Source organism: Streptomyces sp. NPDC093097 (assembly GCF_044754325.1).
Lineage (GTDB): Bacteria > Actinomycetota > Actinomycetes > Streptomycetales > Streptomycetaceae > Streptomyces.
Genome location: NZ_JBIVOW010000006.1, coordinates 174,861 through 199,920 on the forward strand (window position 1 = coordinate 174,861; position 25,060 = coordinate 199,920).

25 protein-coding genes are annotated in these 25,060 nt (G+C 73.7%); 18 read left to right on the forward strand and 7 right to left on the reverse strand.

Annotated elements, in window-relative coordinates; translation table 11 throughout:
- The first annotated feature begins 1 nt into the window (after nt 1).
- The 6 genes from ACIQE0_RS13110 (at nt 2) to ACIQE0_RS13135 (ending at nt 5,644) form a co-directional block, all read left to right on the forward strand.
- Nucleotides 2-373, forward strand: coding sequence for a holo-ACP synthase (locus tag ACIQE0_RS13110; RefSeq protein WP_366330016.1), 372 nt, complete (start codon nt 2-4; stop codon nt 371-373).
- Between the two features lie 115 nt (nt 374-488).
- Entirely contained in the window at nt 489-1,922 is a 1,434-nt protein-coding gene (locus ACIQE0_RS13115) for an NAD(P)H-hydrate dehydratase (RefSeq protein ID WP_402331212.1), read from the forward strand.
- A 143-nt stretch (nt 1,923-2,065) separates the two neighbouring features.
- Nucleotides 2,066-3,265 (forward strand): alanine racemase, encoded by a 1,200-nt coding sequence (gene alr / locus ACIQE0_RS13120; RefSeq protein WP_402331214.1) that lies wholly within the window; start codon nt 2,066-2,068, stop codon nt 3,263-3,265.
- On the forward strand, nt 3,262-4,569 hold the full coding sequence (locus ACIQE0_RS13125) for an alpha/beta hydrolase (RefSeq protein ID WP_366329838.1): 1,308 nt from the start codon (nt 3,262-3,264) through the stop codon (nt 4,567-4,569). Before alr ends, ACIQE0_RS13125 begins: the two co-directional genes overlap by 4 nt.
- Nucleotides 4,570-4,641: 72 nt before the next feature.
- Nucleotides 4,642-5,229, forward strand: coding sequence for a tRNA (adenosine(37)-N6)-threonylcarbamoyltransferase complex ATPase subunit type 1 TsaE (gene tsaE, locus ACIQE0_RS13130; protein ID WP_402331217.1), 588 nt, complete (start codon nt 4,642-4,644; stop codon nt 5,227-5,229).
- A 178-nt stretch (nt 5,230-5,407) separates the two neighbouring features.
- Nucleotides 5,408-5,644 (forward strand): hypothetical protein, encoded by a 237-nt coding sequence (locus ACIQE0_RS13135; protein WP_402331219.1) that lies wholly within the window; start codon nt 5,408-5,410, stop codon nt 5,642-5,644.
- A 55-nt stretch (nt 5,645-5,699) separates the two neighbouring features.
- Here the strand turns inward: ACIQE0_RS13135 and ACIQE0_RS13140 are convergent, their stop codons facing one another.
- Entirely contained in the window at nt 5,700-6,278 is a 579-nt protein-coding gene (locus ACIQE0_RS13140; RefSeq protein ID WP_384101785.1) for a hypothetical protein, read from the reverse strand.
- Between the two features lie 129 nt (nt 6,279-6,407).
- On the opposite strand from ACIQE0_RS13140, the gene tsaB reads away from it, so the two are divergent.
- From tsaB to ACIQE0_RS13160, 4 genes are all read left to right on the forward strand, one after another.
- A complete protein-coding gene (tsaB, locus tag ACIQE0_RS13145; RefSeq protein WP_402331221.1) occupies nt 6,408-7,067 on the forward strand; it encodes a tRNA (adenosine(37)-N6)-threonylcarbamoyltransferase complex dimerization subunit type 1 TsaB in 660 nt (219 codons plus the stop codon).
- Between the two features lie 50 nt (nt 7,068-7,117).
- Nucleotides 7,118-7,627 (forward strand): ribosomal protein S18-alanine N-acetyltransferase, encoded by a 510-nt coding sequence (gene rimI / locus ACIQE0_RS13150; RefSeq protein WP_402331553.1) that lies wholly within the window; start codon nt 7,118-7,120, stop codon nt 7,625-7,627.
- A gap of 2 nt (nt 7,628-7,629) precedes the next feature.
- The gene (tsaD, locus tag ACIQE0_RS13155) at nt 7,630-8,775 is read left to right on the forward strand and encodes a tRNA (adenosine(37)-N6)-threonylcarbamoyltransferase complex transferase subunit TsaD (RefSeq protein ID WP_366329843.1); all 1,146 of its coding nucleotides are present in this window, start codon (nt 7,630-7,632) and stop codon (nt 8,773-8,775) included.
- A 111-nt stretch (nt 8,776-8,886) separates the two neighbouring features.
- Nucleotides 8,887-9,234 (forward strand): hypothetical protein, encoded by a 348-nt coding sequence (locus tag ACIQE0_RS13160; protein WP_366329844.1) that lies wholly within the window; start codon nt 8,887-8,889, stop codon nt 9,232-9,234.
- A gap of 7 nt (nt 9,235-9,241) precedes the next feature.
- Here ACIQE0_RS13160 and ACIQE0_RS13165 read toward each other — a convergent pair whose 3' ends face one another.
- Together ACIQE0_RS13165 and ACIQE0_RS13170 are read right to left on the reverse strand one after the other, a co-directional pair.
- Nucleotides 9,242-10,507: a methyltransferase domain-containing protein gene (locus ACIQE0_RS13165; RefSeq protein WP_402331224.1), complete on the reverse strand. Its 1,266-nt coding sequence runs from the start codon at nt 10,505-10,507 to the stop codon at nt 9,242-9,244.
- 78 nt (nt 10,508-10,585) lie between these two features.
- On the reverse strand, nt 10,586-12,022 hold the full coding sequence (locus ACIQE0_RS13170) for an FtsW/RodA/SpoVE family cell cycle protein (protein ID WP_366330018.1): 1,437 nt from the start codon (nt 12,020-12,022) through the stop codon (nt 10,586-10,588).
- Nucleotides 12,023-12,433: 411 nt separating this feature from the next.
- Between ACIQE0_RS13170 and groES the strand changes: the two genes are divergently transcribed.
- The gene (gene groES / locus ACIQE0_RS13175; protein ID WP_016571324.1) at nt 12,434-12,742 is read left to right on the forward strand and encodes a co-chaperone GroES; all 309 of its coding nucleotides are present in this window, start codon (nt 12,434-12,436) and stop codon (nt 12,740-12,742) included.
- 135 nt (nt 12,743-12,877) lie between these two features.
- On the forward strand, nt 12,878-14,506 hold the full coding sequence (gene groL, locus ACIQE0_RS13180) for a chaperonin GroEL (protein WP_366329846.1): 1,629 nt from the start codon (nt 12,878-12,880) through the stop codon (nt 14,504-14,506).
- Nucleotides 14,507-14,683: 177 nt separating this feature from the next.
- On the opposite strand, the gene ACIQE0_RS13185 is transcribed toward groL, so the two are convergent.
- On the reverse strand, nt 14,684-15,694 hold the full coding sequence (locus tag ACIQE0_RS13185; protein WP_402331226.1) for a hydroxyacid dehydrogenase: 1,011 nt from the start codon (nt 15,692-15,694) through the stop codon (nt 14,684-14,686).
- 399 nt (nt 15,695-16,093) lie between these two features.
- Between ACIQE0_RS13185 and ACIQE0_RS13190 the strand changes: the two genes are divergently transcribed.
- Entirely contained in the window at nt 16,094-16,867 is a 774-nt protein-coding gene (locus tag ACIQE0_RS13190; RefSeq protein ID WP_366329848.1) for an SDR family NAD(P)-dependent oxidoreductase, read from the forward strand.
- A 57-nt stretch (nt 16,868-16,924) separates the two neighbouring features.
- Here ACIQE0_RS13190 and ACIQE0_RS13195 read toward each other — a convergent pair whose 3' ends face one another.
- The gene (locus tag ACIQE0_RS13195) at nt 16,925-17,614 is read right to left on the reverse strand and encodes an MOSC domain-containing protein (protein WP_366329849.1); all 690 of its coding nucleotides are present in this window, start codon (nt 17,612-17,614) and stop codon (nt 16,925-16,927) included.
- Nucleotides 17,615-17,674: 60 nt separating this feature from the next.
- Here ACIQE0_RS13195 and ACIQE0_RS13200 point away from each other — a divergent pair, with 60 nt between their 5' ends.
- Nucleotides 17,675-18,586 carry a LysR family transcriptional regulator gene (locus ACIQE0_RS13200; protein WP_366329850.1) on the forward strand — a complete coding sequence of 304 codons (912 nt, stop codon included), beginning with the start codon at nt 17,675-17,677 and terminating at the stop codon, nt 18,584-18,586.
- Nucleotides 18,587-18,675: 89 nt separating this feature from the next.
- Here ACIQE0_RS13200 and ACIQE0_RS13205 read toward each other — a convergent pair whose 3' ends face one another.
- Complete coding sequence (locus ACIQE0_RS13205) at nt 18,676-19,008, reverse strand: WhiB family transcriptional regulator (protein WP_016571318.1); 333 nt, start codon at nt 19,006-19,008, stop codon at nt 18,676-18,678.
- A 382-nt stretch (nt 19,009-19,390) separates the two neighbouring features.
- Here ACIQE0_RS13205 and ACIQE0_RS13210 point away from each other — a divergent pair, with 382 nt between their 5' ends.
- From ACIQE0_RS13210 to ACIQE0_RS13225, 4 genes are all read left to right on the forward strand, one after another.
- The gene (locus tag ACIQE0_RS13210) at nt 19,391-20,002 is read left to right on the forward strand and encodes a response regulator transcription factor (RefSeq protein ID WP_003948568.1); all 612 of its coding nucleotides are present in this window, start codon (nt 19,391-19,393) and stop codon (nt 20,000-20,002) included.
- Between the two features lie 279 nt (nt 20,003-20,281).
- Nucleotides 20,282-20,857, forward strand: a complete 576-nt coding sequence (locus tag ACIQE0_RS13215; protein WP_366329851.1) for a sigma-70 family RNA polymerase sigma factor — start codon at nt 20,282-20,284, stop codon at nt 20,855-20,857.
- Nucleotides 20,858-21,026: 169 nt separating this feature from the next.
- Nucleotides 21,027-22,529, forward strand: a complete 1,503-nt coding sequence (gene guaB / locus ACIQE0_RS13220; protein ID WP_366329852.1) for an IMP dehydrogenase — start codon at nt 21,027-21,029, stop codon at nt 22,527-22,529.
- A gap of 91 nt (nt 22,530-22,620) precedes the next feature.
- Nucleotides 22,621-23,736 carry a GuaB3 family IMP dehydrogenase-related protein gene (locus ACIQE0_RS13225; protein ID WP_366329853.1) on the forward strand — a complete coding sequence of 372 codons (1,116 nt, stop codon included), beginning with the start codon at nt 22,621-22,623 and terminating at the stop codon, nt 23,734-23,736.
- Between the two features lie 48 nt (nt 23,737-23,784).
- Here ACIQE0_RS13225 and ACIQE0_RS13230 read toward each other — a convergent pair whose 3' ends face one another.
- A complete protein-coding gene (locus ACIQE0_RS13230; RefSeq protein ID WP_402331229.1) occupies nt 23,785-25,032 on the reverse strand; it encodes a nucleotide sugar dehydrogenase in 1,248 nt (415 codons plus the stop codon).
- Nucleotides 25,033-25,060 lie beyond the last annotated feature (28 nt).

Consider the following 25,060-nt stretch of genomic DNA (forward strand, 5'->3'; position numbering starts at 1 on the left):
CCTGGTGATCATTGGGGTCGGGATCGACGTCGCGGAGATCGAGCGGTTCGACGCGGCGCTGCGGCGGACGCCGGAGCTGGCGCACCGGCTGTTCATCGAGGGGGAGTTGACGCTGCCGAGCGGCGAACGGCGGGGCATCGCGTCCCTGGCGGCCCGGTTCGCCGCCAAGGAGGCGGTGGCCAAGGCGCTGGGCGCCCCGGGCGGGCTGCACTGGACGGACGCCGAGGTCTATGTGGAGGACAGCGGGCAGCCGCGGCTGCGGGTCCGCGGCACGGTGGCCGCCCGCGCCGCCGAACTGGGCGTGCGCTCCTGGCACGTGTCGCTCAGTCATGACGCGGGCGTGGCCTCGGCGGTGGTGATCGCGGAGGGGTAGCGCCGCTCCGCCCGGGGCGCGCGTCCCGCCCGCCGCCGTGTGCCGTCCGAGGCACCGTCGGCCGCGGTGGCGCGCGCCGCGTTCTCCGGCCCCGCCGCGGTGTGACACTGACCGCATGAGGACTGCCTACAGCGTGGCGGCCGTGCGGGCCGCCGAGCGGGAACTGATGGCCCGGTTGCCCGAGGGAACCCTGATGCAGCGGGCGGCCGCCGGACTGGCCGTCGCCTGCGCCGAGTTGCTGGGCCGGGTCTACGGCTCCCGGGTCGTGCTGCTGGTGGGCAGCGGTGACAACGGCGGGGACGCGCTGTACGCCGGCGCCCGTCTGGCGCGGCGCGGCGCCGGGGTGAGCGCGGTGCTGCTCTCGCCCGAACGCGCCCACGCCGGCGGCCTGGCCGCCCTCCGCGCCGCCGGCGGCCGGGTCGCCGGCGATCCGCTGCGCGCCGTCGAGCGCGCCGATCTGGTGGTCGACGGCATCGTCGGCATCGGCGGCCGCGGCGGGCTGCGCCCGGAGGCCGCCCGCCTCGCCCGCGCCGCGTGGGACCACGCGACGGTGGTGGCGGTCGATCTGCCGAGCGGGGTGGACGCCGACACCGGCGAGGTGCACGGGGACGCCGTACGGGCGGACGTGACCGTCACGTTCGGCGCGTACAAGCCGGGCCTGCTGATCGACCCGGCGCGCGAACGGGCCGGTGCGCTGCGGCTGGTGGACATCGGGCTGACCCCGCCGGCCACCGCCGAGGTGGAGGCGCTCCAGCACGCGGACGTCGCCGCACTGCTGCCGCGTCCGGCCGCCGAGAGCGACAAGTACCGGCGGGGCGTGGTCGGGGTGGTCGCCGGGTCGGCGCGCTATCCGGGGGCGGCGGTGCTGGCGGTGGCGGGGGCGCTGCGGGGCGGCGCCGGGGCGGTGCGGTACGTGGGGCCGGCGGCGGACGCGGTGTTGGCGCGGTTCCCGGAGACGCTGGTGCACACCGGTCCGCCGGGGAAGGCCGGCCGGGTCCAGTCGTGGGTGATCGGTCCGGGCCTCGGCGACGAGGCGGGGGCGCTGGACGACGTGCTGGACGCGGACGTCCCGGTGCTGGTCGACGCGGACGGGCTGCGCTTCCTGACGCCCGATCGGGTCCGGCGGCGGGCGGCCGGGACGCTGCTGACGCCGCACGCGGGGGAGGCGGCGGCGCTGCTGGGGCGCGGCCGCGAGGAGGTCGAGGCGGCGCGGCTGGGCTCCGCAGGGGAGTTGGCGGCGCGCTACGGGGCGACGGTGCTGCTGAAGGGCTCGACGACGCTGGTGGCGGATCCGGCGGCCGGGGTCCCGGTGCGGGCCAATCCCACCGGTACGGGCTGGCTCGCCACGGCCGGCAGCGGCGACGTCCTCTCCGGCCTCACCGGCGCCCTGCTCGCCTCCGGCCTCGCCCCGCGCGACGCCGGCTCGGTGGGCGCCTACCTGCACGGTCTCGCGGGCCGCCAGGCGGCCGGGCGCCACGGCGAGCCGATCGTGGCGTCGGAAGTGGCGGGGGCGCTGGGGGCGGCCTGGGCGAACGTGGTGTCGCCGTAGGGCGCGCGGGTCCCGTCAGGGCTCGTCGCCGGCCGTCGGGCCGCGGGGGCGGGTCCGGCGCGGATTCCCCCGGAGGGGAACCGGCCCGCACCACAACGTGGGAACGCGGCCGGCGCGGCGCCTCGCCTGAGACACTGAGGGGGATGAACGAGACAGCTAAGCGCGCCCGTGCCGCCATCGACCTCGCCGCCGTGCGGTCGAACGTCCGTGCACTGCGGGACCGCGCCCCCGGGGCAGAGCTGATGGCCGTCGTCAAGTCCGACGCCTATGGACACGGTGCGGTCCGCTGCGCCCGCGCGGCCCGTGAGGCCGGCGCGGGCTGGTTGGGCACGGCGCTCCCGGAGGAGGCGTTCGCGCTGCGCGAGGCCGGTGACAGCGGCCGGCTGATGTGCTGGCTGTGGACGCCGGGCGGGCCCTGGGGCCGGGCGATCGAGCAGGACGTGGACGTCTCGGTGAGCGGGATGTGGGCGCTGCGGGAGGTCGTGGACGCGGCCCGGCGCTGCGGGCGCCGCGCCCGTGTGCAGCTGAAGGCCGACACCGGTCTGGGCCGGAACGGCTGCCAGCCCGCGGACTGGGCGGAGCTGACCGCCGCCGCCCGCGCCGCCGAGGCCGAGGGGGCGCTCACGGTCACCGGCGTCTGGTCGCACTTCGCCTGCGCCGACGAGCCGGGGCACCCGTCGATCGCCGCCCAGCTGACGGAGTTCCACCAGGCCCTGGCGGTCGCCGAGGCGGCCGGGCTGCGCCCGGAGGTGCGGCACATCGCCAACACCCCGGCGCTGCTCACCCTCCCCGAGGCCCACTTCGACCTCGTACGGAGCGGGATCGGGCTCTACGGCGTCTCGCCGAGCCCCGAGGTCGGGGTGCCGGAGGACTTCGGGCTGCGGCCGGTGATGACGCTGGAGGCGTCGCTGGCGTCGGTCAAGCGGGTGCCGGGCGGGCACGGGGTGTCGTACGGGCACCACTACACGACGCCGGGGGAGACCACCCTGGCGCTGGTGCCGCTGGGGTACGCCGACGGCATCCCGCGGCACGCCTCGGGGACGGGTCCGGTGCTGGTCGCCGGGAAGTGGCGGACGGTCGCGGGGCGCATCGCGATGGACCAGTTCGTGGTCGACCTGGGCGGGGACGAGGCCGCGGTCGGCGAGACGGCGGTGCTGTTCGGCCCCGGGGACCGCGGCGAGCCGAGCGCGGAGGACTGGGCGCGGGCGGCCGGGACGATCGGGTACGAGATCGTCACCCGGATCGGGAAGCGGGTGCCGCGCATCTACGTGGACAGCGAGGTGCCCGCCCAGGCCGGAGGGCGGGGCGAGGGCGATGCGGCGCTGACGGGGGGCGCGGCATGACCGACGGGACGGAGGCCGCCGCGCAGGCCGTGGAGACGGCGGCGGAGGCGGCCGGCAACTGGGCCCGGGCAGGCCGCCAGGCGGGCCTGGCGGGCCTGGCGATCGGCGTGGTCGCGGCGGGTGCGGCGGCCGGGGTGGCCATGGAGCGGCTGACGGTCGGCCGGGGGATGCGCCGCCGGGCCCGGCTGGCGCTGGACGCGGCGGGCCCCTACGGCACCGTGCGCGGCACCCCGGGCACGGCGGTCGCCGAGGACGGGACCGCGCTGTACTACGAGGTCGACGAGGTGGCGGACGGCCCGCACCCGAAGTCCCCCAAGGGCGGCAGGGTGGCCGTGAACGGCACCGCGCCCGGCCGTGCGGGCCAGGAGGCGCGGGCGGCGCAGGAGGCCCGGAGCGGGCTGCACAAGCGGCTCAGGGCGGCCCTGGGGCGGCGCTCCCCGGCGCCCACGGTCGTCTTCAGCCACGGCTACTGCCTCAGCCAGGACTCCTGGCACTTCCAGCGCGCCGCGCTGCGCGGCGCGGTCCGCACCGTCCACTGGGACCAGCGCAGCCACGGCCGCTCGGCGCGCGGCCACGGCCAGGTCGACGGGACCGAGCCGGTCACCATCGACCTGCTGGGCCGGGACCTGAAGGCGGTGCTGGACGCCGCGGTGCCCGAGGGGCCGATCGTGCTGGTCGGGCACTCCATGGGCGGGATGACGGTGATGGCGCTGGCCGACCAGTTCCCCGAGTACGTCGCGGAGCGGGTGGCCGGCGTGGCGCTGATCGGGACGTCGGCGGGCCGGCTGAACGAGGTCGGCTTCGGGCTGCCGTCGATGGGCTCGAAGGCGTTCCACTGGCTGGCGCCGGGGGTGCTGCGGGCGCTGGGGCGGCAGAGCGACATGGTCGAGCGGGGCCGGCGGGCCACCGCCGATCTGTTCGCGGGGCTGATCAAGCGCTATTCGTTCGGCACCCAGGACGTGGATCCGGTGGTCGCGCGGTTCGGGGAGCGGCTGATCGAGGCGACCCCGATCGATGTGGTCGCCGAGTTCTTCCCGGCGTTCGCGGTGCACGACAAGACCGAGGCGCTGGTGGCGTACGACGCGGTGCCGGCGCTGGTGCTGGCCGGCGAGAAGGACCTGATCACCCCGGCCGAGCACAGCCGGACCATCGCCGAGGTGCTGCCCGACGCCGAGCTGCTGTGCGTTCCGGACGCCGGGCACCTGGTGATGCTGGAGCGGCCCGAGCTGGTCAACGACCGGCTGGTGTCCCTGGTGGAGCGGGCGAGCGCGGCGGCCCGCGGCGCGCGCTCCGCGCGGGCCTGAATCCCACCGGCGGCACGTGATCGCGGACCGGTCGCAGGCCCCGTGCCCCGTCCGGGCCGTACCATTTGCGGCATGAGCACCACTCGCGCGACTGCCCGCGTCACCGTCAAGTCCCCCGATCAGATGCAGGAGTTGGGTCGTCGGCTGGCGCCGCTGCTGCGCCCCGGCGACCTGGTGCTGCTCACCGGCGAGCTGGGCGCGGGGAAGACGACGCTGACCCGCGGCCTGGGCGAGGCCCTGGGCGTGCGGGGCGCGGTGACCTCGCCCACCTTCGTCATCGCCCGGGTGCACCCCTCGCTCACCGCCGGCCCGGCGCTGGTGCACGTCGACGCCTACCGGCTCGACGGCGGCCTGGACGAGATGGAGGACCTGGACCTCGACGTCTCGCTGCCGGAGTCGGTGGTGGTCGTGGAGTGGGGCGACGGCAAGGTCGAGGAGCTGGCGGAGGACCGGCTGCACGTCGTCATCGGGCGGGCCGTCGGAGGGGGCGGCGCGGAGCGCCTCCTGCCGGGGCGGCGGTCGGGTGACGGGCGGGCAGACGCCCCTGGTGGGCCGGACGGGCACCCGGAGGAGGACGTGGACGACGTCCGCGAGGTGACGGTCACCGGGATCGGCGCGCGCTGGGCGGACGCCGGGCTCGTGGACCTGGAGATCTGCTGACGAAGCGGTCGCGGGGGGCGTTTACCGGACGAGGCGGACCGACAGTTTCCGACAAGCCGTCGGCAAGATGTTGCGCGCCGGGTACCGGGCGTGGTCACATGGGTGGAAGAGCCATGGTTAGGTGTACCTAAGTAAAGCCTGACCCCAGTCGCTTGCCCCAGGAGCCCGGGAGGCGCCCATGTCCCCCCATCAGTCCGCCCCCACCCCGGCGGCCGGGCGCGCCGAGCAGGACGCGCGCCGCGCGGCGCCGACGATGAACGAACTGCTCGCGGCCGGCGCCGCGGCCACCGCCGTCTCCACGCCGCCGACCGCCGCGGAGGAGCCTCGTGCGGGCGAACGGGACGAGGAGGGCGACTCCGGCGACCCGGCGGGAAGCGGTGAGCGGGCGTCCACTACGGGGCGCGACGCGGCGTAGCCCGTAGGGGCGAAGCGACCGGGCCGCAGGCGGCGGCCCGGCGGGCCGCCGGGCGTCAGGAAACGACGACGATCTTGGTGCCCTGCACCGCGAAGTCCCACAGGGCCGCGCCGTCCTCGCGCGACTCCCGCACTCCGCCGGTCTTCTTCGCGGCCGGGCCGCCCGGCGCCGGCGTGGAGCCGTCGACCGCGGCGCTGAAGCCTATGACCACCCCGTCGACGACGGCGAACCGCACCACGTGCTCGATCGCCACCCCGTCCGAGCCGGTCACGCTCACCGACCGGGAGGCCACCGGGTACGTCCCCGGCACCGGGTTCACGGCGCTCGGCGCGACCGTGAACGTCCGCTGCGCGGTGCCGTCCGCGCCGACCAGCCAGACCCGCTTGGCGCCCAGTGCGTACACCACGCGCTTGCCGGTGCCGGACTGCTCCGGGACCGGGGCCGGGGCCGGCGGCTTGTCCTTCTTGTCGTGCTGGTCGCGGGCGGCCGGCTTGTGGGCGGCGGCCTTCGCGTCGCCGCGGACCGGGGCGAGCGGGGCGGACGCGGAGGCGGACGCCTGGTAGCCGAGCACGCCGATCGCGACCAGGGCCGCCGCGGTGAGACCGGTGACGATCGTGCTGCTCTTAGCGGGCACCGCGGTGCCACCTTTCCGTACGCTCCCGACCGCCGGCGGGGAGGGCTGTGGGCTGTGCTGACTGGGCTGGCTGGGGACCGACGGTAGCACCGGAACGGGTACCCCCCGCCGCGCCGTAGTCTTTAAGGCGTGCTGCTGCTAGCTCTTGACACCGCCACCCCCGCCGTCACCGTCGCGCTCCACGACGGCTCTCGCACCCTCGCCGCCGCCGGTGAGGTGGACGCGCGGCGGCACGGCGAACTGCTGCTGCCCGCCGTCGACCGGGTGCTGACCGAGGCCGGACACAAGCTCGCCGAGGTCACCGACATCGTGGTCGGCGTGGGCCCCGGCCCGTACACCGGGCTTCGGGTGGGCCTGGTGACCGCCACCACCTTCGGGGCGGCGCTGGGCGTGCCCGTCCACGGCCTGTGCTCACTGGACGGCATCGCCTACGCCGCCGGCCTGACCGAGCCCTTCGTCGTGGCCACCGACGCCCGCCGCAAGGAGGTCTACTGGGCGCGTTACGAGAATGCCCGCACCCGGCTGACCGACCCCGCCGTGGACCGCCCCGCCGACCTCGCCGACCAGGTCGCCGGGGTCCCGGCCGTGGGCGCCGGCGCGCTCCTGTACGACACCGTCTTCACCGGCGTCCTGCGGGACGGCCCGGTGCACCAGTCCGCCGCCGCGCTGGCCGAGCTGGCCGCCGCCGAGCTGGCCGCCGGCGAGGAACTGCTGCCGCCGCAGCCGATGTACCTGCGCCGCCCCGACGCCAAGGTCCCCGCCAACTACAAGGTGGTCACGCCGAAGTGAGCGGCGCCCCTGACGCGACCGCGACCGGTTCCGCCGCCGTGCTGCGGGAGATGCGGTGGTGGGATCTGGACGGGGTGCTGGAGCTGGAGCGCGACCTCTTCCCCGAGGACGCCTGGTCGCCGGGGATGTTCTGGTCCGAACTCGCGCACGCCCGCGGCCCGCTGGCCACCCGCCGCTACCTCGTCGCCGAGGCGGCGGTGCCCTCGCGCGAAGGCACCGTCGACGGGCGGGGCGGCCGGATCGTCGGCTACGGCGGGCTGGCCGCGATCGACGGCACCGGGGACGTCCAGACCATCGCCACCGCCCGCGACCAGTGGGGCACCGGCCTCGGCGCCCGGCTGCTGACCGCGCTGCTCGGCGCCGCCACCGACTTCGAGTGCCACGAGGTGCTGCTGGAGGTGCGGGTCGACAACCTCCGCGCCCAGCGCCTCTACGAGCGCTTCGGCTTCGAGCCGATCGGCTTCCGCCGCGGCTACTACCAGCCGGGCAACGTCGATGCGCTGGTGATGCGCCGCCCCTCCCAGACCACCTCCGAAGCACCCTCCGTACAAGGAACGTGAACATGGCTGACTCCCGCAGCGGACCGCTCGTCCTCGGCATCGAGACCTCCTGCGACGAGACCGGCGTCGGCATCGTCCGCGGTCACACCCTGCTCGCCGACGCGGTCGCCTCCAGCGTCGACGAGCACGCCCGCTTCGGCGGGGTGGTGCCCGAGGTGGCCTCCCGCGCCCACCTGGAGGCGATGGTCCCCACCATCCAGCGCGCCCTGAAGGAGGCCGGGGTCGCCGCCTCCGACCTCGACGGCATCGCGGTCACCGCGGGCCCCGGCCTGGCCGGCGCCCTGCTGGTCGGCGTCTCGGCCGCCAAGGCCTACGCCTACGCCCTGGGCAAGCCCCTCTACGGCGTCAACCACCTCGCCTCGCACATCTGCGTCGACCAGCTGGAGCACGGCCCGCTGCCGGAGCCGACGATGGCGCTGCTGGTCAGCGGCGGCCACTCCTCGCTGCTGCTGGCCCCGGACATCACCTCCGACGTCCGCCCGCTCGGCTCGACCATCGACGACGCGGCCGGCGAGGCGTTCGACAAGGTGGCGCGGGTGCTCAACCTCGGCTTCCCGGGCGGCCCGGTCATCGACCGCTACGCACGCGAGGGCGACCCGGAGGCGATCCGCTTCCCGCGCGGTCTGACCGGCCCGCGCGATGCCGCCTACGACTTCTCCTTCTCCGGCCTGAAGACCGCGGTGGCCCGCTGGATCGAGGCCAAGCGGGCGGCCGGCGAGGAGGTGCCGGTGGCGGACGTCTCGGCCTCCTTCCAGGAGGCGGTCGTCGACGTGCTGACCCGCAAGGCCGTCCGGGCCTGCAAGGACAGCGGCGTGGACCACCTGATGATCGGCGGCGGGGTGGCGGCCAACTCCCGGCTGCGGGCGATGGCCCAGCGCCGCTGCGAGGACGCCGGCATCCGGCTGCGGGTGCCGCGCCCCAAGCTGTGCACCGACAACGGCGCGATGGTCGCGGCCCTGGGCGCCGAGATGGTGGCCCGCAACCGCCCGGCGTCCGCCTGGGGCCTCTCGGCGGACTCCTCGCTGCCGGTCACCGAGACCCACGTCCCGGACCCCGACGGCCACTCCCACGACCACGGGCAGGACCACGGGCACGGCCACTCCCACGACCACTTCCACGAGCTGAGCAAGGACAACCTGTACTCGTAGGGGTCCCGGCGCGCCGCCGCCGTATCCTGGGGCCCGGGGGCGCGCAGGGGAGCGCCTGTTCGTACACGGGGACGGCGGGGGCGCGCAGTGATGCACGGGTGGTATCTCTTCATGCTGGTCGGACCGGCTCTCTACGCCGGATCCGCGGTACGCAAGACGGTCGGCGGCGCGCTGAAGACGCGCCACCAGCGCAAGCTCGCCCTCATCGAGGCCCGGCGCGAGGAGCGCCTGGCCCTGGAGGCCGCGGACCGGTCGCCCGCCCCCGTGTGCGGCTGCGAGCACCATCTCGCCAAGCACGACAAGCAGGGCACGTGCCATGAGACGGTCCAGGCCGCCGTCGCCTGGGACGCCGAGAAGAACCCGGTCCGCTACGAGCCCCGCCGGTGCGCCTGCCAGCAGTACGTGGGCCCGCAGCCGCTCGCCCGGATCTACGCCGAGGACCTGACGGACCTGGACTGAGCGGCCGTCAGGCGCCCTCGGCCGCCGGGTGCCCCAGCAGCATCGTGGGCGCCCCCGCGACGCGGGTGAGGAAGACCGTGCAGGAGTGCGGGCCGGCCAGCTTGAGCTTCTTGCGCAGCTCCTCCGGCTCCACCGCCGATCCGCGCTTCTTGATCACCGCGACGCCCACCGCGCGCTCCCGCAGCAGCGCCCTCAGCTTCTTGACGTTGAACGGCAGCACGTCGGTGATCGTGTAGGCGGTCGCGTAGGGCGTCGGCACCAGGTGATCCGCCGTCACATAGGCGATCGTCGGGTCGATCAGCCGGCCGTCGACCCGCTCGGCGACGTCCGCGACCAGGTGGGCGCGGATGACCGCGCCGTCCGGCTCGTAGAGCCAGCGGCCGACCGGGCCGACAGGGGGGCGGTGCGAGGGCGGTCCCTCCGGACGGACTCCGGGGGAGTCTCCGGCCGGGGTGGTGGCCGGGCGAGGGGCGGACGGGTCGGGAAGGCCGGCGCCGACCAGGGAGTCCCCGGAGGGCAGCAGGGTGGCGCGGCGGGCGCCGCCCGCGCCGGTGCCGAACCACAGGACGGCCTCCTTGACGTCGCCGCCGTCGGAGATCCACTCGGTCTCGGCGTCGTCCGGCAGCGCCTCGTGCGGCACCCCGGGAGCGATCTTCAGCGCCGCGTACGGCGCCGTGCGGGCCGCCTCGACGGCCCAGGACAGCGGCGGCGAGTACGCCTCCGGGTCGAAGATCCGGGCCCCGCGTACGGAGCCCCGTCGCGCCGGGTCCACGAACACCGCGTCGTACCCGTCGGTGTCGACCTCCGTGACGTCCGCGCAGCGCACCTCGATCCGGTCCGCCAGCCCCAGCGCCTCGGCGTTCGCCCGGGCCGCCGCGCAGGCCAGCGGATCGCGGTCCACGGCCAGCACCCGGATCCCGGCCCGGGCCAGCGCGAGCGCGTCGCCGCCGATCCCGCAGCACAGGTCGGCCAGGCTCCGGACGCCGAGCGCGGCGAGGCGGGCCGCGCGGTGGGCGGCGACCGGGGCGCGGGTGGACTGCTCGACGCCGTGCGGGGTGAAGTACATCCGCGCGGCGTCCGCGCCGAACTTCGCGGCCGCCCGCTGGCGCAGCCGGGCCTGCCCGAGGGCGGCGGAGACCAGCGGCGCGGGATGGTCGCGGCGCAGCCGGGTGGCGGTGGCCAGTTCGTCCGCCGGGTCGTGGTCCCTGAGGAGGGCGAGCAGCTGCTGGCCCTCGGGGGCGAGCAGCGCGGAGAAGGTGTCGAGGTCGGTCATCGGCACCATTGTCGGCCACAGACGGATGCCGGTCCGCGGGACCTCCCGCGGACCGGCATCGGGGCCGTCGAGCCGTCGTCAGACTCCGGGGGTGGTGCTCCCGGTGATCCGCGGCACCCGCTGGGTGGCGTCCGCGTCCGGCCGCTCCGGGGCCGGACGGACCGGCTCCCGGCGGCGCTGGGCGCTGTCGCTGACCCGCAGCAGCACCGCCACCATGACCCAGTTCGCGACCAGCGACGAACCGCCCTTGGCGAGGAACGGCAGCGCCTTACCGGTCAGCGGGATCAGGCCGGTGACACCGCCGGTGACGACGAAGACCTGGAGCAGCAGCGCGCCGGCCAGGCCGACCGCGAGCAGCTTGCCGAACGGGTCGCGGGCGGTCAGACCCACCCGCAGTCCGCGCTGGGCCAGCAGGCCGTACAGCAGCAGGACGGCCATCACTCCGGCCAGGCCCAGTTCCTCGCCGACGGTGGTGAGGATGAAGTCGCTGTTGCCGGCGAAGCCGATCAGTTCGGGGTGGCCCTGGCCCAGCCCGGTGCCGCCGATGCCGCCGCTGCCGAAACTGAACAGCGCCTGGGCGGCCTGGTCGGAGATCAGGCCCGGCGGCCGCTTGTCCGCCGGCAGGAAGATGTCCATCGGGTGCAGCCAGGCCATCACACGGCCCTTGACGTGCGGTTCGGTCGAGCCGACGACACCGGCGCCGACCACGGCCATGAGCAGACCGCAGACCACCCAACTGGTGCGCTCGGTGGCCATGTAGAGCATGATCACGAAGACGCCGAAGAAGATCAGCGAGGTGCCCAGGTCGCGCTCGAAGACCAGCACCAGCAGGCTGATCACCCAGATCGTGAAGATCGGCCCGAGCTGCCGGCCCGGCGGCATCTGCATGCCCATCACCCGGCGCCCGGACAGCGCCAGCGCATCGCGGCTGACTGTGAGGTATCCCGCGAAGAACACCACGATCATGATCTTCACGAACTCGCCGGGTTGCAGCGACAGCGGCCCCAGCAGGATCCAGCGCTTGGCGCCGTACATGTCCGCGCCGAAGAAGGCCGGCGCCATCAGCAGCACCAGCGCGACCGCCATCGTCAGATAGATGTAGCGCTGGAGGAGCCGGTGGTCGCGCAGCAGCAGCAGGATGGCGATCGCGACGGCCACGCCGATGACCGTCCACACCAACTGCCCGGTCGCCGCCGGGGCGATCTTCAGCCGGGGCTTGTCCGCGTAGGTGTTGTCCAGCCGGTGCAGCAGCACCAGTCCGATCCCGGTCAGCAGGGTCGCCAACGGCAGGATCAGGGGATCGGCGCGCGGCGCGAACCGGCGGACGACCAGGTGCGGCACCAGCGCGATGAAGAACACACTCAGCGCGAAGCTGCCCACCGCCCCGGAGAGCTGCCCCTTCATGGACAACTCGGTGTAGGCGTAGCCGAAGACGGTGATGAGCACCACAAAGCCGAGTAGCCAGGCTTCGGTCCGCCGACGGTTCGGGGCCTGGGCCAGCGCGGCGAACGTCATGGTGCGTTCGGCGTCGCTCTCCGGTCCCCCGGAATCCCGGGGAGCGCTGGTCAGTCCACGCACGGTTCCTCCGCCATCGATGGGTCTGGGCCGCAGGGCGGCCGGGTCGCGGCCCGGTGTTCAGCGGTCCCTGGGGACAAGACGGGGCAGCCGCGGGCCAGGTTGCGGTCGAGCGGGAGGTGTGTCGGACTCCACGCCCGGCCGACCGGCAGCAGACACGGTACGCGTCTCCGCCGCGCTGGCACTCCGCTTGACCGAGTGCTAACCGCGTCATAGTCTCAGCGTTGGCACTCCCCGACGGAGAGTGCCAACACAGCGACGGGCAGATCCGGCACCCGCGACGACGGATCCACCTGGTCGCCACCTCAGATCAGTTAACCCCGTGAGATCTCCGAAGGGGGAGGTCGGATCGTGACGACCGCCAGCTCCAAGGTTGCCATCAAGCCGCTCGAGGACCGCATCGTGGTCCAGCCGCTCGACGCCGAGCAGACCACGGCCTCGGGCCTGGTCATTCCGGACACCGCGAAGGAGAAGCCCCAGGAGGGCGTCGTCCTGGCGATTGGTCCGGGCCGCTTCGAGGACGGCAAGCGCGTCGAGCTCGACGTCAAGGTCGGCGACGTCGTGCTCTACAGCAAGTACGGCGGCACCGAGGTGAAGTACAGCGGCGAGGAGTACCTCGTCCTCTCGGCTCGCGACGTGCTCGCGATCGTCGAGAAGTAAGTCACCCGGATTTGCCCTGTTCTGCGCCCCTGGTTCCCGCGTTCTCACCGACCCGGGGCAGGGGCGCAGTTCGTTTGAGCGAAAGCGGTCACGGCGGCGAGGCCGACGATCGCAACGAGAGGACTTGAAGCACCCATGGCGAAGATCCTGAAGTTCGACGAGGACGCCCGTCGCGCCCTTGAGCGCGGCGTCAACAAGCTGGCCGACACGGTCAAGGTCACCATCGGCCCCAAGGGCCGCAACGTCGTGATCGACAAGAAGTTCGGCGCCCCGACCATCACCAACGACGGTGTCACCATCGCCCGTGAGGTCGAGGTCGAGGACCCGTACGAGAACCTCGGCGCCCAGCTCGTCAAGGAGGTGGCGACCAAGACCAACGACATCGCGGGTGACGGCACCACCACCGCCACCGTGCTGGCCCAGGCGCTGGTCCGCGAGGGTCTGCGCAACGTCGCCGCGGGTGCTTCCCCCGCCGCCCTGAAGAAGGGCATCGACGCCGCCGTCAAGGCCGTCTCCGACGAGCTGCTGGCGACCGCCCGCCCGATCGACGACAAGTCCGACATCGCCGCCGTGGCCGCGCTGTCCGCCCAGGACCCGCAGGTCGGCGAGCTGATCGCCGAGGCGATGGACAAGGTCGGCAAGGACGGTGTGATCACCGTCGAGGAGTCCAACACCTTCGGTCTGGAGCTGGACTTCACCGAGGGCATGGCCTTCGACAAGGGCTACCTCTCGCCCTACATGGTCACCGACCAGGAGCGTATGGAGGCCGTCCTCGACGACCCGTACATCCTGATCCACCAGGGCAAGATCTCCTCCATCCAGGACCTGCTGCCGCTGCTGGAGAAGATCATCCAGGCCGGCGCCTCCAAGCCGCTGCTGATCATCGCCGAGGACGTCGAGGGCGAGGCCCTGTCCACCCTCGTCGTCAACAAGATCCGCGGCACCTTCAACGCGGTGGCCGTCAAGGCCCCCGGCTTCGGCGACCGCCGCAAGGCGATGCTCGGCGACATGGCCACCCTCACCGGCGGCACCGTCGTCGCCGAGGAGGTCGGCCTCAAGCTCGACCAGGTCGGCCTGGACGTGCTGGGCACCGCCCGCCGCGTGACCGTCACCAAGGACGACACCACCCTCGTCGACGGTGGCGGCAACTCCGAGGACGTCGCGGGCCGCGTCGCCCAGATCAAGGCCGAGATCGAGGCCACCGACTCCGACTGGGACCGCGAGAAGCTCCAGGAGCGCCTGGCCAAGCTGGCCGGTGGCGTCTGCGTGATCCGCGTCGGCGCGGCCACCGAGGTCGAGCTCAAGGAGAAGAAGCACCGTCTGGAGGACGCCATCTCCGCGACCCGCGCCGCGGTCGAGGAGGGCATCGTCTCCGGTGGTGGCTCCGCGCTCGTCCACGCCGTCAAGGTCCTGGAGGGCAACCTCGGCAAGGACGGCGACGAGGCCACCGGTGTCGCCGTGGTCCGCCGCGCCGCCGTCGAGCCGCTGCGCTGGATCGCCGAGAACGCCGGCCTCGAGGGCTACGTGATCACCTCCAAGGTGGCCGAGCTCGACAAGGGCAACGGCTTCAACGCCGCCACCGGCGAGTACGGCGACCTGGTCAAGGCCGGCGTCATCGACCCGGTCAAGGTCACCCGCTCCGCGCTGGAGAACGCCGCCTCCATCGCCTCCCTCCTGCTCACGACCGAGACCCTGGTCGTCGAGAAGAAGGAAGAGGAAGAGGCCGCTGCCGCCGCCGGCCACGGTCACGGCCACGCGCACTGACACCCGCGCATCCGCCGGCCGCCTGCGCGCCGGCACCACCGAGGCCCGGTCCCGCTTCCCGCGGGGCCGGGCCTCGCCCGTGTCCGGGGGACCGTCTCCGGATCGCGCCGCCCCGCCGCCCTGCCGGCTCCCCGCCCTGCCGGCTCCCCGTCCGCAGGTGCTCAGGTGCTCAGGCGCTCAGGCCGAGTGCCCCAGCCCCTCCCGCCGCACCGGGTCCGCGAACGGCAGTCCCTTCCCGTACCGCTCCAGCTCGTCGAGGGCGTGGTCGGCCATCCGGTGCAGCTCGTTCCCCAGCGACCCGGCGATGTGCGGGGTGAGCAGCACGTTCGGCAACACGTACAACGGCGAGTCAGCGGCCGGGAGTTCGGGCTCGGTGACATCCAGCACCGCGGCGAGCCGCCCGCCGCTCAGCTCCGCGATCAGCGCCGCCTCGTCGACCAGGGAGCCGCGCGAGGTGTTGACCAGCGTCGCCCCGTCGGGCATCAGGGCCAGCTCGCGGGCGCCGATCAGGTGCCGGGTGGCGGGCACCTCCGGCGCGTGCACGCTCACGACGTCGCTCCCCGCGCACAACTCCGCCAACGGGACGCGGCGCACGCCCATCCGCTCCGCCTCCGCCTCGTCCACGTACGGGTCGTACAGCAGCACCCGCAGCGCGAACGGGCGCAGCAGCTCGATGACGCGGCGGCCGATGCGGGAGGCGCCGACGATGCCGACGGTGCGGCCGTGGTTGCCGGCACCGTCCAGCGCGCGCAGCCAGTCGTGGGGGCCGCGCAGGGTGCGGTAGTGGTGGGCGGCGTGCAGGACGCGCTTGTTGGCGAACAGGATGGCGGCGAGGGTGTACTCGGCCACCGGCAGCGCGTTGGCCGCGGCCGCCGAGCTGACCGCTATGCCCCGTTCCCAACACGCCTCGGTGACATGCTCCTTGACCGAGCCGGCCGCGTGCACGACCGCGCGCAGCCGGGGCGCCGCGGCGAGCACCTCGGCGGTGAGCGGCGGGGCGCCCCAGCAGGTGAGCAGCACCTCGGCCCCGGCGAGGGCGGCGGCTATCCGGGGCCCGGGCGCGGCCAGCTCGTGCGCGACGAGCCGGCTGTCCGTACGGGCCAGGCGTTCGAGCCGGGTCCGCTGCGTCTCCCCGAGCAGCCGGTCCGCGATGTCTGGCCCCATGGCCAGCAGGACGGTTGGGCGCATCTGTGGTGACTCCTCTCGCGTGGTGCCCCGCCTCTTGGCGGCGGCGTTCATCTTCCGGTGGGTGCAGGGGTGTTGGGGGTGTGCGTCGTGGCGGCGGGCGGAGTGTCCGTGGCCGGTGCCCGCAGGGTGCGGGCCCATCTGCTCCGGCAGATGACGGATACCCAGGTGCGCGCTCCGGATCCTGCGGGCCCGCCCCGGACATCCCCTCCGGCCCGCCGCCGACCCGCCGACCCGCCGATCCGCCGCCCGTGGGCCCGTCCGCCACGGGCGCGCGGACTCCCGGCCCGGTCCCGTCGGTGGCCGCCGGTCGGGGGGCGAACGACCGGCCGGGCCGGTGGAAGCGGAACACCACCCCGGGCCACGACGTGGGAAGCCGCAACCCCCAGCTACCGTTCCGGTATGACGACTGCACTGATCACAGGAGCGACAGCCGGCATCGGCGCCGCGTTCGCACGCCGTCTTGCGAGCGACGGGCACAGCGTGGTGCTGGTGGCCCGTGACGAGAAGAGGCTGCGGGAGCAGGCCACCGAACTGCACGACCGGCACGGCATCGAGGCGGAGGTGCTCAGCGCCGACCTCGCGACCGAGGAGGGGATCGCCGCCGTCGAGGCCCGTCTGGCGGACCCCAAGCACCCGGTGGACCTGCTGGTCAACAACGCGGGCTTCGGCAACAAGGGCGAGTACCTCGAGGTCCCGATGGCCGACGAGTTGGCGATGCTGAAGGTGCACTGTGAGGCGGTGCTGCGGCTGACCACGGCGGGTGTGCGCGGGATGCGCGAGCGCCGCCGCGGTGCCGTGGTGAACGTGGCGTCGGTCGCGGCGTTCGTCCCGCGCGGCACGTACGGCGCGAGCAAGGCGTGGGTCGTGCAGTTCACCCAGGGCGCCGCCCGCGACCTGGCCGGCAGCGGGGTGCGTCTGATGGCGCTGTGCCCGGGCTTCGTGCGGACCGAGTTCCACCAGCGGGCCGGGATGGGGACGGAGAACATCCCGGGCTGGATGTGGCTCGACGCGGACCGGCTCGTGGACGCGGCCATGAAGGACCTCGCACGCGGCAAGTCGCTGTCCATTCCGGACCCGCGCTACAAGGCCCTGATGGGGGCGGCGAAGCTGGCACCGCGCGGGATGCTCGGTGGCCTCACCTCGCGTACGGGCCGGAAGTACGGCCCGAAGTAGGGGAGTGGGGGCGCGGGCCCCGGGGTACCCCCTCGGGCCCGGGCGCCCCGGTGCACGTCAGTCCGTCGTCTGCGCCACGTACTTGGTCGCGGTGGCCCGGGCCTCCTGGTGCAGGGCGTCGCCCGCCTCCAGGAGGCGCGGGAGCAGGGCGCGCTCGGTGGTGAGGGCGCGGAACATCAGCGCCACGGTGATGTCGTGGTCGGGGCGGTGCTCGATGCGCACGGTGTCGCCGGCACGGATCTCGCCGGCCTCCAGGACGCGGAAGTACGCGCCGGGCACGGCGGCCCGGGTGAACCGCTTGATCCAGCCGCTCTCGTCCAGCCAGCCCTGGAACGTCCGGCAGGGGATGCGCGGCGAGGTGACCTCCAGGAGCACCTCCGGGCCGACGCGCCAGCGCTCGCCGATCCGGGCGCCGGTGACGTCGATACCGACGGTGGTGAGGTTCTCGCCGAAGGACCCGTTGGTCAGCTCGCGGTCCAGCCGGCGCTGCCAGTCGTCGAGGTCCTCGCGGGCGTAGGCGTAGACGGCCTGGTCGTCGCCGCCGTGGTGGCGGGTGTCGACCACCGCGTCGCCCGCGAGACCGCTGCCGCCGACGCCCCTGCGGCCCGGGGCGGCCACCGCCACCGGCCCGTCCGCGGGGCGCTTGTCGATGCCCGTACCGCCCTCGGCGGAGGTGTACGGGGACGGGGTGGCCCGCCCGATGTTCACGGTCAGCAGCTTGGCGTTCATGACGGCACGGTAAGACATCGGTTAGAAGTCGGCATGAGGTTTTGCGCGGTGTACCCAAGCCGCACTTATCCTTGAAGGGTGATCGAAGCACGTCATCTGCGGGTGCTGCGCGCCGTCGCCCAGACCGGTTCCTTCTCCGCCGCCGCACGGGAGTTGGGCTGCACCCAGCCCGCGGTCAGCCAGCAGATGAAGGCCCTGGAGCAGTCCGCCGGGACCCCGCTGCTGGTGCGGACCGGGCGCGAGATGCGGCTGACGCAGGCCGGCCAGGCGCTGGTCCGGCACGCGGCCGGCATCCTGGCGGGGCTGACCGCGGCCGAGGACGAGGTCGCGGCCATCGCGGGGCTGCGGGCGGGGCGGGTGCGGCTGGTGTCGTTCCCCTCGGGCAGTTCGACGCTGGTGCCCACCGCACTGGCCAGGATGCGGGCCGCGCATCCGGGCGTCCGGGTGTCGCTGGACGAGGCCGAGCCGCCGCGCTCGATCGAGCTGCTGCGGAACGGGGACTGCGAGATCGCGCTGGCCTTCCGCTACCCGGAGGTGCCCGGCGCGGACCCGTCCGCCGGTGCGGAGTGGGCCGACCTGGTGGTCCGTCCGGTCCTGTCGGACCGGCTGATCGGGCTGGTGCCGGACGGCCACCGGCTGGCGCGGGCCGGCACCGCGCGCTTCACGGACCTGGCCGACGAGCCGTGGATCGCGGGCTGCCCGCGCTGCCGTACGCATCTGGTCGAGGTCTGCGAGCGGGCCGGGTTCACACCGCGGATCGACTTCGCGACCGATGACTACCCGGCGGTGATCGGGCTGGTCGGGGCGGGACTGGGCGTCGCGGCGCTGCCGGAGCTGACGCTGGAGTCGGTGCGGCCCAAGGGCGCCACCGCGGTGCGGATGGAGCCCGCCGTGCACCGGGAGATCGTCGCGCTCACGCTGCCGGACCTGGCGCATGTGCCGGCGGTCGCGGCGATGCTCGACCAGCTGGCCAGGGCCGCGGGGCGCTGACCGCCGCGGGCCCCGGAGGGGCGGGGCCCGCGAGGTCCGGCACCGAGCTGAGCAGGAACGTTTCTTCGTCTGGCGTTACGGAACGACGGTCAGGCGCCCGGCATGCTCGCGTGCCCGGGCAGCGAACTGGCCGGGACCATCCGGTGGCGGGCCCGCCCCATGAGCTCCTCGCGCTCGTCCTCCGTGAGGCCGCCCCAGACGCCGTAGGGCTCGCGGACGGCCAGCGCATGCGCCGCGCACTGGGCCCGCACGGGGCAGCGCATGCAGACCTCCTTCGCCGACGCCTCCCGCGCGCTGCGGGCCGCTCCTCGCTCGCCCTCGGGGTGGAAGAAGAGCGAGCTGTCCACGCCACGGCAGGCGGCCAGCAGCTGCCAGTCCCAGAGGTCTGCGTTCGGGCCCGGGAGGCGGGAGAAATCTGCCATTGCTTGTCCCCTCGGAAGCGATGCGTATCGGGCTCGGTGCTCACGACGGTACATCTACTGTCGAAGTAGATGTAAATATGACTCATTGCGAATCTAGTCGCAGTCAACGCGAAAATGGAAGAAACAGAGCCAAATAGGGCATAGGGTGCACGCGCGGATGCCGGTTGCCCAGCGAGTCGGCTGCGTATCCGGCTCCTCACGGAGCGTGCTGAACTCGGTCGCCGAAGCCGTAACTCTTTCGAGTGACCGTCGTTGAGTGTGCGGAGGCGGTTGGCAGAGGTAGCCATCGGGCAGGTGTCCGAGAGGTTCGCCGATCGCCCAGGTGACGATACGTACCAGCCTGGAGGCTCAAGGTGACGCGCATCAGCTGCGGAGGACGGTCATGACTTCCGTCCTCGTCTGTGACGACTCCCCGCTTGCCCGAGAGGCGCTCCGACGGGCGGTTGCGACCGTGCCCGGCGTCGAGCGCGTGACCACCGCGGCCAATGGCGAGGAGGTCCTCCGCCGCTGGGGGGCCGACCGCTCGGACCTGATTCTGATGGACGTGCGGATGCCCGGCCTCGGTGGCGTCGAAACCGTGCGCCGGTTGCTGTCCGCCGATCCCGGCGCCCGGATCATCATGCTGACCGTGGCCGAGGATCTGGACGGGGTGGCGCTCGCGGTCGCCGCCGGCGCTCGCGGATATCTGCACAAGGACGCCTCGCGGGCCGAGCTGCGCGCGACGGTGACGCAGGCGCTGGCCGATCCGACGTGGCGGCTCGCCCCGCGCCGGTTGCGGTCCGCCGAGATGGGGGCCGCGCCGACCCTCACGGCCCGGGAGATCCAAGTGCTGGAGGGCATGAGTCACGGCCGCTCCAACGCCGAGATCGGCCGCGAGCTGTTCCTGTCCGAGGACACCGTCAAGACGCACGCGCGGCGTCTGTTCAAGAAACTGGGTGCGTCCGACCGGGCGCATGCGGTGGCGCTCGGCTTCCGCTGGGGACTGGTCCGCTGAACCCTCGTGACGTGCAGCGATGCGGGGGAATGGCGCTTCCCGCCCGCCGTGTGGCGGGCGGGGCGACGTGGCGTCCCGCCCGCTGTCCGGTGCCACGGCGGCCCGATTCCCCGCGCGGTGCCGCATCCTTGAGGCATGGAGTTCCTCGGGGACGGGTCGGTCGGGCACGAGGGGAGGGCGCAGGAGATGACAGCCGGCGCACCTGCCGCGCATAACGCTTCAGCGCACAAGTGTGGACCTGATGCCGTGGATCGTTCGGCGTCAAGGCACCATGGACCGATGCGCGATGACGGGAAGCAGGAGATCGGCGCTCTCGTCGCACGCGCCGTCGAAGGAGACCGGCAGGCCACCCATGACCTGCTGGCCCATGTGCATCCGCTCGCCCTGCGCTACTGCCGCACCCGGCTCTCCCGGCTGCCCGGCGACGCCCGGCACTTCGTCGAGGACCTGGCGCAGGAGGTCTGTGTCGCGGTGCTGTGCGCACTGCCCCGCTACCGCGACACCGGCAAGCCCTTCGAGGCGTTCGTCTTCGCCATCGCCGGTCACAAGGTCGCCGATCTCCAGCGGGCCGCGATGCGGCACCCGGGCAGCACGGCCGTGCCGTCGGACGAGATGCCCGAGCAGCCGGACAACTCGCTGGGCCCCGAGGAGCGGGCGCTGCTGAGCAGCGACGCCGAGTGGGCCAAGAAGCTGCTGGCCAACTTGCCGGAGAACCAGCGGGAGCTGGTGCTGCTGCGGGTCGCGGTGGGGCTGACGGCCGAGGAGACCGGGCAGATGCTGGGCATGTCGCCCGGCGCGGTGCGGGTCGCCCAGCACCGGGCGTTGAGCAGGCTGCGGGCGCTGGCCGAGCAGTAGGGAGCGGGCGCTGAGGCCGCTGTATCCAGGCCACTCGCTGCCGTCCGCGGCGGAAAGTCGCCGTAGGAACGTACGGGTGACAAGCCCCTCATCGCTCGTGGAATGAGACGCCCCGCAAGGCCGTTAGCATGGGTGTCCGCGCTGAGGCAAGAGCATTGGGGAAGGTGTCATGAGTGACAACGTCGAGGGTATGCCCGCCAAATTCGCCATGCTCGGGCTGACATACGACGACGTGCTGCTGCTGCCCGGCGCGTCGGAGGTGCTGCCCAACGCCGTGAGCACCGCGTCCCGCGTCTCGCGGAACGTCCAGGTGAACATCCCGCTGCTCTCGGCCGCGATGGACAAGGTCACCGAGGCGCGGATGGCGATCGCCATGGCGCGGCAGGGTGGCGCGGGCGTGCTGCACCGCAACCTGTCGATCGAGGACCAGGCCAACCAGGTCGACCTGGTCAAGCGCTCCGAGTCCGGCATGGTCACCGACCCGATCACGGTCCGGCCGGACGCGCCGCTGACCGAGGCGGACGCGCTGTGCGCCAAGTTCCGGATCAGCGGGGTGCCGGTCACCGACGCCGTGGGCAAGCTGCTGGGCATCGTGACCAACCGCGACATGGCCTTCGAGATGGACCGCAGCCGCCAGGTCCGCGAGGTCATGACGCCGATGCCGCTGGTCACCGGCAAGGTCGGCATCTCCGGCGAGGACGCCATCGAGCTGCTGCGCCGCCACAAGATCGAGAAGCTGCCGCTGGTCGACGACGCGGGCGTACTCAAGGGCCTGATCACGGTCAAGGACTTCGTGAAGGCGGAGAAGTACCCCAACGCCGCCAAGGACGCCGAGGGCCGACTGATCGTCGGTGCCGCGGTGGGCGTCGGCGACGCGGCGTACGACCGGGCCCAGGCGCTGGTCGAGGCCGGTGCGGACTTCCTGGTCATCGACAGTGCGCACGGCCACAGCCGCGGCATCCTCGACATGATCGCCAAGGTCAAGTCCAACATCAACGTCGATGTGGTCGGCGGCAACGTCGCCACCCGGGACGGCGCCCAGGCGCTGATCGACGCGGGCGTGGACGGTGTGAAGGTCGGCGTCGGCCCCGGCTCGATCTGCACCACCCGGGTGGTCGCCGGTATCGGCGTCCCGCAGGTCACCGCGATCTACGAGGCCGCGAAGGCGTGCCACGCGGCGGGCGTGCCGCTGATCGGCGACGGCGGTCTGCAGTACTCCGGCGACATCGCCAAGGCGATCGCGGCCGGTGCGGACACCGTCATGCTGGGCTCGCTGCTGGCCGGCTGTGCGGAGTCGCCGGGCGAGATGGTCTTCGTCAACGGCAAGCAGTTCAAGTCCTACCGGGGCATGGGCTCGCTGGGCGCGATGCAGTCGCGCGGCCAGGGCCGGTCGTACTCCAAGGACCGCTACTTCCAGGACAACGTCCTCTCCGAGGACAAGCTGGTGCCGGAGGGCATCGAGGGCCAGGTGCCCTACCGCGGCCCGCTGTCCTCGGTCGCGCACCAGCTCGTCGGCGGTCTGCGCGCCTCCATGGGCTACGTCGGCTCCGCCGACATCCCCGAGCTCAAGGAGAAGGGCCACTTCGTGCGGATCACCGCCGCGGGCCTGAAGGAGAGCCACCCGCACGACGTCCAGATGATCACCGAGGCCCCCAACTACGCCCGTAGCTGACGCGGCTCTCTTAGGCGGAGAGACGGTCGGATGCGCCCCCAGTCTTCCCCGTCGGGGATACTGGGGGCGTATCCGTAGGAAGGCAGAACCAGTGACTGAGATCGAGATCGGGCGCGGCAAGCGCGGCCGCCGGGCATACGCGTTCGACGACATCGCCGTGGTACCCAGTCGGCGCACCCGCGACCCGAAGGAGGTCTCGATCGCCTGGCAGATCGACGCCTACCGCTTCGAGCTGCCGTTCCTGGCGGCCCCGATGGACTCGGTGGTCTCGCCGCAGACCGCGATCCGGATCGGCGAGCTGGGCGGCCTCGGGGTGCTCAACCTCGAAGGGCTGTGGACCCGTTACGAGGACCCGGAGCCGCTGCTGGCGGAGATCGCGGAGCTGGACGGCGCCACCGCCACCAAGCGGCTCCAGGAGATCTACGCCGCGCCGATCAAGGAGGAGCTGATCGGGCAGCGGATCAAGGAGGTGCGCGACGCCGGTGTGGTCACCGCCGCGGCGCTCTCCCCGCAGCGCACCGCGCAGTTCTCCAAGGCGGTCGTGGACGCCGGTGTGGACATCTTCGTGATCCGCGGGACGACGGTCTCCGCCGAGCACGTCTCCAGCGCCGCCGAGCCGCTGAACCTCAAGCAGTTCATCTACGAGCTGGACGTGCCGGTGATCGTCGGCGGTTGTGCGACGTACACCGCGGCGCTGCACCTGATGCGGACCGGCGCGGCCGGCGTGCTGGTCGGCTTCGGCGGCGGCGCCGCGCACACCACCCGCAACGTGCTCGGCATCCAGGTGCCGATGGCGACCGCGGTGGCCGATGTCGCCGCCGCCCGCCGGGACTACATGGACGAGTCCGGCGGCCGCTATGTGCACGTGATCGCCGACGGCGGCGTGGGCTACTCCGGCGACCTGCCCAAGGCGATCGCCTGCGGCGCGGACGCGGTGATGATGGGCTCGCCGCTGGCGCGGGCGACGGACGCGCCGGGCCGCGGCCACCACTGGGGCATGGAGGCGGTCCACGAGGACGTGCCGCGCGGCAAGCGCGTCGACCTCGGTGCGGTCGGCACGACGGAGGAGATCCTCTGCGGCCCGTCGACCACGCCGGACGGGACGATGAACTTCTTCGGCGCGCTGCGCCGGGCGATGGCCACCACGGGGTACTCCGAGCTGAAGGAGTTCCAGCGGGTGGAGGTCACCGTCGCGCCGGGGCGGTAACTCCCCGAGTGGCGCCCGGTCGTGCTTCGGCGCGGCCGGGCTTTCGCGTTACAGGCGGTGGGCGGCGCCCGTGGGGGTGGCGCCGCGGGTGTCCAGGAGGAGCTGGGCCTTGACCGCCAGGCCCTGGAGGTCGTACGTGCGGTGCGGCTGGAGCAGGACCGTCAGGTCGGCGGCGGCAGCAGCCTCGTAGAGGGAGTCGGCGCGGGGGACGGGGCGGCCGGCGACGTCCCACCGGGGGACGTGCGGGTCGTGGTAGCTGAGGTGGGCGCCCAGCCGGCGCAGCCGGGCGGCGACTTCGCGGGCGGGGGTGCTGGCGAGGTCGGCGAGGTCGGGCTTGTAGGTGACGCCGAGCAGCAGGATGCGGGCGCCGCGGGCGGACTTGCCGTGCTCGTTGAGCAGGGTGGTGCAGCGCTGGATGACATAGGCCGGCATCCGGCCGTTGATCTCCTGGGCGAGTTCCACCATCCGCAGCGGTGTCCCGGCCGAACTGCCGTGGGCGGTGGGGTGGTTGGGGGCGAGGGGGGCGGCGTGGCCGCCGACGCCGGGGCCGGGGCGGAAGGACTGGAAGCCGAACGGTTTGGTCTCGGCGCAGCGGATGACGTCCCACAGATCGACGCCGATCTCGTGGCAGTAGACCGCCATCTCGTTCATCAACGCGATGTTGATGTGCCGGTAGTTGGTCTCCAGGAGGCCCGCGGTCTCGGCCTCGCGGGGGCCGCGGGCGCGGACGACCTTGTCGGTGAGGCGGCCGTAGAAGGCGGCGGCGGCCTCGGTGCAGGCGGGGGTGAGGCCGCCGATGACCTTGGGGGTGTTGCGGTAGTGGTGGCCGCGGTTGCCGGGGTCGTGGCGGGCGGGGGAGCAGGCGAGGTGGAAGTCGCGGCCGGCGGTGAGGCCGGAGCCGGCTTCCAGGAGCGGGCGCAGGAAGTCCTCGGTGGTGCCCGGGTGGCCGGGTGATTCCAGGATGACGGTGGTGTGCGGGCGCAGCCGGGCGGCGAGGGTGCGGGCGGCGTCGGCGAGCGCGGTCAGGTCCGGGGCGCGGTCCTCGCCGAGCGGGGTGGGGGCGCAGAGGACGGCGGTGCGGACCCGGCCCAGGGCGGTGGGGTCGGTGGTGGTGCGGAAGCCGGCGGCGAGCAGCCGGCGGATCTCGGCGGCGGAGAGCGGGCCGCCGGTGCCGGCCAGGGCGGCGGCGCGGGGATCGGGGTCGTAGCCGAGGGTGGCCAGGCCGGCGGCGGTGGCGGCCTGGGCGAGGGGGAGACCCAGGTGGCCGAGTCCGATGACGGCGAGATCCGTGGGCATGCTGCGGCCGTCCTTCCCGAGCGGTGGT

Coding starts and splice junctions, on each gene's coding strand:
- ACIQE0_RS13115 (WP_402331212.1), top strand. CDS start 489: ATGAGGACTGCCTACAGCGTGGCGGCCGTGCGGGCCGCCGAGCGGGAA.
- alr (WP_402331214.1), top strand. CDS start 2,066: ATGAACGAGACAGCTAAGCGCGCCCGTGCCGCCATCGACCTCGCCGCC.
- ACIQE0_RS13125 (WP_366329838.1), top strand. CDS start 3,262: ATGACCGACGGGACGGAGGCCGCCGCGCAGGCCGTGGAGACGGCGGCG.
- tsaE (WP_402331217.1), top strand. CDS start 4,642: ATGAGCACCACTCGCGCGACTGCCCGCGTCACCGTCAAGTCCCCCGAT.
- ACIQE0_RS13135 (WP_402331219.1), top strand. CDS start 5,408: ATGTCCCCCCATCAGTCCGCCCCCACCCCGGCGGCCGGGCGCGCCGAG.
- rimI (WP_402331553.1), top strand. CDS start 7,118: ATGCGGTGGTGGGATCTGGACGGGGTGCTGGAGCTGGAGCGCGACCTC.
- tsaD (WP_366329843.1), top strand. CDS start 7,630: ATGGCTGACTCCCGCAGCGGACCGCTCGTCCTCGGCATCGAGACCTCC.
- ACIQE0_RS13160 (WP_366329844.1), top strand. CDS start 8,887: ATGCTGGTCGGACCGGCTCTCTACGCCGGATCCGCGGTACGCAAGACG.
- ACIQE0_RS13165 (WP_402331224.1), bottom strand. CDS start 10,507: ATGACCGACCTCGACACCTTCTCCGCGCTGCTCGCCCCCGAGGGCCAG.
- ACIQE0_RS13170 (WP_366330018.1), bottom strand. CDS start 12,022: ATGACGTTCGCCGCGCTGGCCCAGGCCCCGAACCGTCGGCGGACCGAA.
- groL (WP_366329846.1), top strand. CDS start 12,878: ATGGCGAAGATCCTGAAGTTCGACGAGGACGCCCGTCGCGCCCTTGAG.
- ACIQE0_RS13185 (WP_402331226.1), bottom strand. CDS start 15,694: ATGCGCCCAACCGTCCTGCTGGCCATGGGGCCAGACATCGCGGACCGG.
- ACIQE0_RS13190 (WP_366329848.1), top strand. CDS start 16,094: ATGACGACTGCACTGATCACAGGAGCGACAGCCGGCATCGGCGCCGCG.
- ACIQE0_RS13195 (WP_366329849.1), bottom strand. CDS start 17,614: ATGTCTTACCGTGCCGTCATGAACGCCAAGCTGCTGACCGTGAACATC.
- ACIQE0_RS13205 (WP_016571318.1), bottom strand. CDS start 19,008: ATGGCAGATTTCTCCCGCCTCCCGGGCCCGAACGCAGACCTCTGGGAC.
- ACIQE0_RS13210 (WP_003948568.1), top strand. CDS start 19,391: ATGACTTCCGTCCTCGTCTGTGACGACTCCCCGCTTGCCCGAGAGGCG.
- ACIQE0_RS13215 (WP_366329851.1), top strand. CDS start 20,282: ATGCGCGATGACGGGAAGCAGGAGATCGGCGCTCTCGTCGCACGCGCC.
- guaB (WP_366329852.1), top strand. CDS start 21,027: ATGAGTGACAACGTCGAGGGTATGCCCGCCAAATTCGCCATGCTCGGG.
- ACIQE0_RS13230 (WP_402331229.1), bottom strand. CDS start 25,032: ATGCCCACGGATCTCGCCGTCATCGGACTCGGCCACCTGGGTCTCCCC.